A 6,186-nucleotide genomic window follows, 5' to 3' on the forward strand; every position below is an offset into this window, starting at 1 on the left:
GTACGGCCCGGGGCGGGAAGGGCCGTGGTTCGACTACGGGGAGTGGGCGCTCCTTTCGAAGCACCTCGAAGGGATGATCCGCCGCGGGGAGATCCGCCTCGATGGAGGAAGATACCTGCCGTCGCGGGGGTAAGGCGCTACTTCTTCAGGAGGGCGTTCAGCTCGTTTACGACCTTCTTCGGATCGAGCCCCTTGTGCCACGATGTGTAGGTCACCGACTCGTGCCGGCTCGACTTGCACGACAGGCACTCGGGCCCGAACAGCTCCCGTATCTTCTCCCGCAGCGCGGGATGCTCCCGCACGATGTCGCCCACCAGGGTCTCCGCCCGGATCGGTCCGTCCTTGCCCATCCCCTATGCCTCCCCTTTCGGCAGATCCTTCCGCACGCGCGTCGTGGCAACCATTATACCCGGAGAATCGCCCGCCGACCGCACGTTGAGGATGTAGAACGTGGCGGAGCCGAACGCCACCGGCTCCCCCTCCTCGTTGCGGATCTCGGTCGATCCCACCGCGATCGTCTTCCCCAGGCGGATCACCGAACCGTGCGCGGTGATCACGCCTCCCGCCACCGGCTTCAGCAGGTTCACCTTGTACTCCACCGTCGTCATCCGCGATGAGAGCGGAAGGGCCGACCGGAGCGCGGTGGCGACCGACATGTCGACGAGCGACCCGATCACCCCGCCGTGCAGGGTTCCGCCCGAGTTCTTCAGCGCCTGCCGCACGCGGCACCGCATCACGCTCTTCCCGCCGGCGCACGACAGCAGCTTCATCCCCATCATCTTCACGAACGGGAACCCGTTCACCCGCCCCTTGACCAACTCCTCGTCGAACTTGCCGCGGCCCTGGGAGAGGGACCGGAGCGCCGTCACGTATCCGAACATCTCCTTGAGCGGCACCAGGGCGGACAGGAGGCTCCCGTCGGACCGCCGGTCCACGGAGGTGACCCTTCCGCGCCGCGCGTTCACGTCCCCGATCACCCCGCCCAGGAACTCCTCCGGCACCCCGATCTCCGCCGCCATCACCGGTTCCAGCAGGTAGGGTCTTCCCTTCTCGTACGCCTCCTGGAACCCCTTGGCCGCGGCGACCTTCGCGGCCATCGGGGAGGGGACGCCGCTGAGGAACTCGACGCGCGACACGTCGATCGTCACGTCGTCCACCGGGTACCCGAGCGCCCCGAAGAACGCCGCCTCCCGCAGCCCCATCTCCACACCGTCGGCCGCGTCGGGCGGAAGCCCCAGCAGGCGGAACCCGTCGGAGATCCGGACTCCCTCGCCCCGCGGGGCGGGCCGGACGGAAACCGACGTGACCACCTTGACCGGCCGTTCCGCGATCTCCCGCTCGAAGACGCTCTCGACCGTGCCCGGGGAAGAGACCGTCTCCCGGTAGACCACCTGCGGATTCCCCTTGCGGAGCGGCATCCCGTGCTCCCGCGCCAGGCGGTCCAGGACGATCTCCAGGTGGAGCTCCCCCATCCCGGACAGCAGGATCTGCCCGGTGTCGGGATCCTCGCGGAACGACAACGTCGGGTCCTCGTCGGTCATCGAGGCCAGGAGTTCCCGCAGCCGGTCCATCTCCCTCACCGTCTTCGGCTCGACGACGACCGACACCACCGGCTTCCGGATCTCGATCGATTCGTAGACGATCGGCGCCTCCGGGTCGCACAGCGTGTCCCCCGTACGCGCCTTCCGGATTCCGCGGGCCGCCACGATGTCCCCCGCCGCGGCCGTCTCGACCCGCTCCTTCTTCCCGGCGTGCATCAGGAACAGCCGCGCCACCTTCTCCTTCTCCCCGGTCGACGCGTTGAGGAGCGTCGCTCCCTCCCCCGTGGTTCCCGAGTACACCCGGAGGTAGACCGTTCGCCGTCCCTCCTCCTGGACCACCTTGAACACGAGCGCGGAGAACGGCGCCGTGGGGACCGGTTCCCGCTCCGTGGGGACGCCGGTATTCGGGTCGTCGCCCCGCGCCGGAGGCGCTTCTGACGGCGACGGGAGGTAGTGGACGATCCCGTCCATGACGGGCTGGACCCCGCGGTTCCGCAACGCGGAGCCGGCGAAGACGGGGAAGATCCTCCCGGCCAGCGTCCCCTTGCGGACGGCGGCCCGGAGCGCCGGGACCGGGACCGGCTCCCCCGCAAGATACTTCTCCGCCACCGCGTCGTCGGCGTCCGCCGCCGCCTCGAGAAGCGCCTCGCGGTGCTTCGCGAAGCGCGCGGCCTCCGCCTCCGACAACGGAACCCGCGTCACCGTGGCGCCCTGGTCGTCCGCGCCGAAGGAGACCCGCTCCATCGTCAGCAGGTCGGCCACCGCCGCGAGCGACTCCCCGTCGTACAGCGGCGCCGTGAGGGGCACGCTCCGCGCGTCGAGCTTCGTCACCATTTCGGCGACCACCCGGTCGAAATCCGCGCCGGGACGGTCGAGCTTGTTGACGAAGGCCAGCCGCGGGATGCCGTGCCGGTTCGCCTGCCGCCACACCACCTCGGACTGCGGCTCCACGCCCCCGACGCCGCAGAAGACCGCCACGGCGCCGTCCAGCACGCGCAGCGACCGTTCCACCTCGATCGTGAAGTCCACGTGGCCGGGGGTGTCGATCAGGTGGATCTCGGCGCCCAGCCACGGAAAGCGGGTCACCGCCGCGGTGATCGTGATCCCGCGCTCCCGCTCCTGCGGGAGATAGTCCATCTGCGCGTCTCCGTCGTGCACTTCCCCCATCCGGTGGGTGATCCCCGCGTAATAGAGGAGCCGTTCCGTGAAGGTGGTCTTCCCGGCGTCGATGTGCGCGATGATCCCGATGTTGCGGAGGCGGGCGGGCGGCGCCACGTCAGAAGTTCCCCCGGAACAGGTTGAACGTCGAGGTCCCCGGGAGGACGCGGTCCGCCAGCAGCGCCGACAGCACCACCGGAATCTCCGCGGCGGCGAGCCCTCGCAGATCGGCGTAGAAGTCCCGGATTCCCGCGGATCGGAGCTCGCGGAGCGAGCCGGAGGCGGAGAACGGCTCGGACGGCAGGACGACGGACCCGTGCTCGTCCGCCGCGACGTGGAACCGCTCGGCCCGCGGACTCTCCACGTCCCCGCCGCGCACGCCCGAGGCGGGGAGCAGGCGGGACGTCATGAGCGGCACCCGGCCGTACGCGACGGCGATCCCCAGCCCGTAGAGGAATTTCCCCACGTCGCGCAGCGACGCCAGGGTCGCCTCCACCGGGAGGATCATCCGCGCCGCGCCCAGCCGGGAAAGGGCGGAGAGCGCCGCCGTGTTGAAGGCGTACAGGAAATGGTCGCTGATCAGCGTGGCCTGCCTCCGGAGGGGAGCCGGCGCGAAGAAACGGAAGTGGCCGACGTCGGGGAGGACCCACCGCGTGAACCCTTTCCCCACCGCGTCGGTGACGGTGCGCCGAAGGAACGTCGCGTCGGACTCGAGCAGCGGCGCGTTGAGCCGGAAGAACGCCCCGGCCCGGGCGTGCCGCATCGCCGGCGACGGGTCCCGCGCGAGCGATCGCGTGAACTCGACCACCGGGACCACCTCCGGCGTCTTCGGGAGGTGCGGTAGCTGCTCCGGGCGGCACCCGGCGAAGATCACCGTTCCCGGCCCCTCCTCCGGGCGGCTCCCGGATACGCGCAGCTTCGGCAGGATCTCCAGCCGCAGCCGTTTGCCGGCGAGGTAGAACTCCCGGTCGAACTGCCGGGCGGCCTGGAGGAACAGGGCCCGCACGTCGCCCCAGGCGCTCGGGCCGCCCTGGTACTCCAGCCGTACCCCCCCCAGCGGCAGATCGCCGCGGTACGCGTCCGCCAGCTGCCGCTCGCCGTCGGGCGGCGCGGTCCCGACCGGCCCTCCCGCCGGGCCCGAGACCCGGAACGCGAACTCCCTGGAAACCGACCCGTACGCCGCCCGGACGGTCACCGCGCCGGGCGAGACGGAGACGAGGAATCGCGCTCCGTCCGGCGGGGCCGATTCCATCTCCCTTCGGGCGCGGCGCGTGAACTCCGCGCGGCCGCCGCCGGCCACCCGGAACAGGAGGTCGCCGGGGGAGACGGCGAACGGCACCTTGAAGAAGGTCCCGCCCCCGCCGGGACGCGTCGCCGTCGCCGAGAACCCCCTTCCCGATCCGTCCTCCCGGAACTGGACCCGAAGCCGGTCCCCCTGGGACACGGACGTAGCCCCCGGCACGAAGGCCCACCCCTCCTCGACGTTCCCCACCGCTCCCACGAGATCCCCCAAGTTCCCCGAGCCGCCGCCCGAGGCGACCTCCGAAGGCGCGGCCCCGCCCGGAATCCCGGGCGTCGTCTCCCGCCCGACCACCCCGGCGAGGATCCGCATCCCCTCCCCGACCCCCTCTTCCGGGGTTCCCGCCCGGATCCCGTCGAGGGCGGCCCGGTACGCGGACACCACTCCCGCGACGTACTCGGCCCCGCGCATCCTCCCCTCGATCTTCAGGGAGGTGATCCCCAGCGGCACGATCTCCGGAAGCCGGGGCAGAAGCGACAGGTCCCGGGTGGAGAAGACCGCGCCCTGCTCTCCCGCCCCGTGGCCGTACAGGCGGCGGCACGGCTGGACGCACGCCCCCCGGTTCCCGCTCTTTCCCCCGAGGTAGGAGGAGAAGAAGCATTTCCCGGAGTAGGAGTAGCAGAGCGAACCGTGGACGAAGATCTCCACGCCGATCGGCGACTGGGCGGCGATCCTCGCGATCTCCTCCATCCGCAGGTGGCGCTCGAGGATGACCCTGGACGCCCCCATCCGGGCGTACTCCTCCGCCGCCTCGGCGGAAGCGCACCCGGCCTGCGTGCTGACGTGGACGGGGATCCCCGGAAAAAATTCGTGCAGGATCCGAAGAAGCCCCAGGTCGGCCACGATGACCGCGTCGGGCTCAAGCGGCGACACCTGGTGCAGCAGGCCGATCGCCTCCGGCAGGTCCGCTTCGGTCAGCAGCGTGTTCATCGCCAGGTACAGGCGGACTCCCCGCGCCCGCGCGTGGGGGCGAATTCGGCACAGGTCGGCCAGGTTGAAATTCTCCGCCCGCTCCCGCGCGTTGAACCTGCCCAGCCCCAGGTAGACCGCGTCGGCCCCGGCGTCCACGGCGGCGAAGTACGCCTCGGCCGACCCGGCGGGCGCGAGCAGCTCGGGGAACCCGGGACGAGGGTGGCGCGGAAGGGGACCGCGCGGCCCCGGGGGCTTCCGTCCCGCTTTTCCGCCCCGGTCGACCGGAGGCTTTCTCGCCGTTTCGGAGAGCTCGGCGGGGGAAGGCCCCGGCCGGCGGGGCCGGAATTTCCGGAGCTCCTCCGCGGGACGCTTCGCCGGCTTCACCTCGCCCGGCCCCCGCCGGACGACGGAACTTTTCCCCTCGCGGTTCCCCGAAACGCGTTTCGGGCCTTTTCCTGAAGGTGTCCGGATCGTCTTTCCCCTTTTCGTTTGACATCCATCATACATCTATTAAACTGGGCGGAAAATAGCGATTCGCAAGGCGAATCGCCCCAAACCCTTCACCGGAGGGCCATGATGGCGTACGTGCCTCTCATACTGATCGTGATCGTCGTGGGCTGGTTCGTCGCCTCCTACAACAAGCTCGTCCGCCTCCGCAACCAGCTGAAAAACGCCTGGCAGCAGATCGACGTGCAGCTGAAGCGCCGGCACGATCTCATCCCCAACCTCGTGGAAGTGGTGAAGGGGTACATGACGTTCGAGCAGGAGACGCTGACGAAGGTCATCGAGGCCCGCGGCGCGGCCGTTTCGGCACGGGGGCCGGCGGCCCAGGGGAAGGCGGAGAACGTCCTGACCGAGTCGCTGAAGAGCCTCTTCGCGGTGGTGGAGAGCTACCCGGACCTGAAGGCGAACCGGAACGTCGCCTCCCTCCAGGAGGAGCTGACCGGAACGGAGAACAAGATCTCCTTCGCGCGCCAGTTCTACAACGATTCGGTGATGACGTACAACAACGCGATCCAGGCGATCCCGAGCAACTTCGTGGCCTCCATGTTCAACTTCGGGGCGGAAAGCTACTTCCAGGCGGGCGAAGCGGACCGCGAAGTCCCGAAAGTAAGCCTCCGGTAGAAGCGCCCCCGTGGACCGCGGGAGGGGCTGCCCGAAGTGCGGCGCCGCCATGCAAATTTCGCCGCTGCTGGCGCGCCTGATCTTTCCAAAAATCTTTTTTCCGCCATGCCTTTAATTTTAGAGCCATTTTATGGTAAAATCAAACTCGAT

Annotated in this window: 4 protein-coding genes; 1 reads left to right on the forward strand and 3 read right to left on the reverse strand. The window is 69.7% G+C overall.

Going from position 1 to position 6,186, the window contains the following annotated elements; all coding sequences use genetic code 11:
• Window positions 1–137: 137 nt before the first annotated feature.
• From HZB86_11235 to HZB86_11245, 3 genes are read right to left on the reverse strand one after another with little or no spacing between them, the layout of a single operon-like run.
• Complete coding sequence (locus HZB86_11235; protein MBI5906095.1) at window positions 138–350, reverse strand: disulfide oxidoreductase; 213 nt, start codon at window positions 348–350, stop codon at window positions 138–140.
• A gap of 3 nt (window positions 351–353) precedes the next feature.
• Entirely contained in the window at window positions 354–2,816 is a 2,463-nt protein-coding gene (fusA, locus tag HZB86_11240; GenBank protein ID MBI5906096.1) for an elongation factor G, read from the reverse strand.
• A gap of 1 nt (window position 2,817) precedes the next feature.
• Complete coding sequence (locus tag HZB86_11245) at window positions 2,818–5,295, reverse strand: U32 family peptidase (GenBank protein ID MBI5906097.1); 2,478 nt, start codon at window positions 5,293–5,295, stop codon at window positions 2,818–2,820.
• A gap of 189 nt (window positions 5,296–5,484) precedes the next feature.
• On the opposite strand from HZB86_11245, the gene HZB86_11250 reads away from it, so the two are divergent.
• Window positions 5,485–6,036, forward strand: a complete 552-nt coding sequence (locus tag HZB86_11250) for a LemA family protein (protein MBI5906098.1) — start codon at window positions 5,485–5,487, stop codon at window positions 6,034–6,036.
• The last annotated feature ends 150 nt before the right edge of the window (window positions 6,037–6,186 follow it).

The sequence above is a fragment of the Deltaproteobacteria bacterium genome (assembly GCA_016234845.1).
Taxonomy (GTDB): domain Bacteria; phylum Desulfobacterota; class Deferrimicrobia; order Deferrimicrobiales; family Deferrimicrobiaceae; genus JACRNP01.

Excerpts from the sequence above, each read along its gene's own strand:
- HZB86_11235 (MBI5906095.1), bottom strand. The coding sequence starts at position 350 with ATGGGCAAGGACGGACCGATCCGGGCGGAGACCCTGGTGGGCGACATC.
- HZB86_11250 (MBI5906098.1), top strand. The coding sequence starts at position 5,485 with ATGATGGCGTACGTGCCTCTCATACTGATCGTGATCGTCGTGGGCTGG.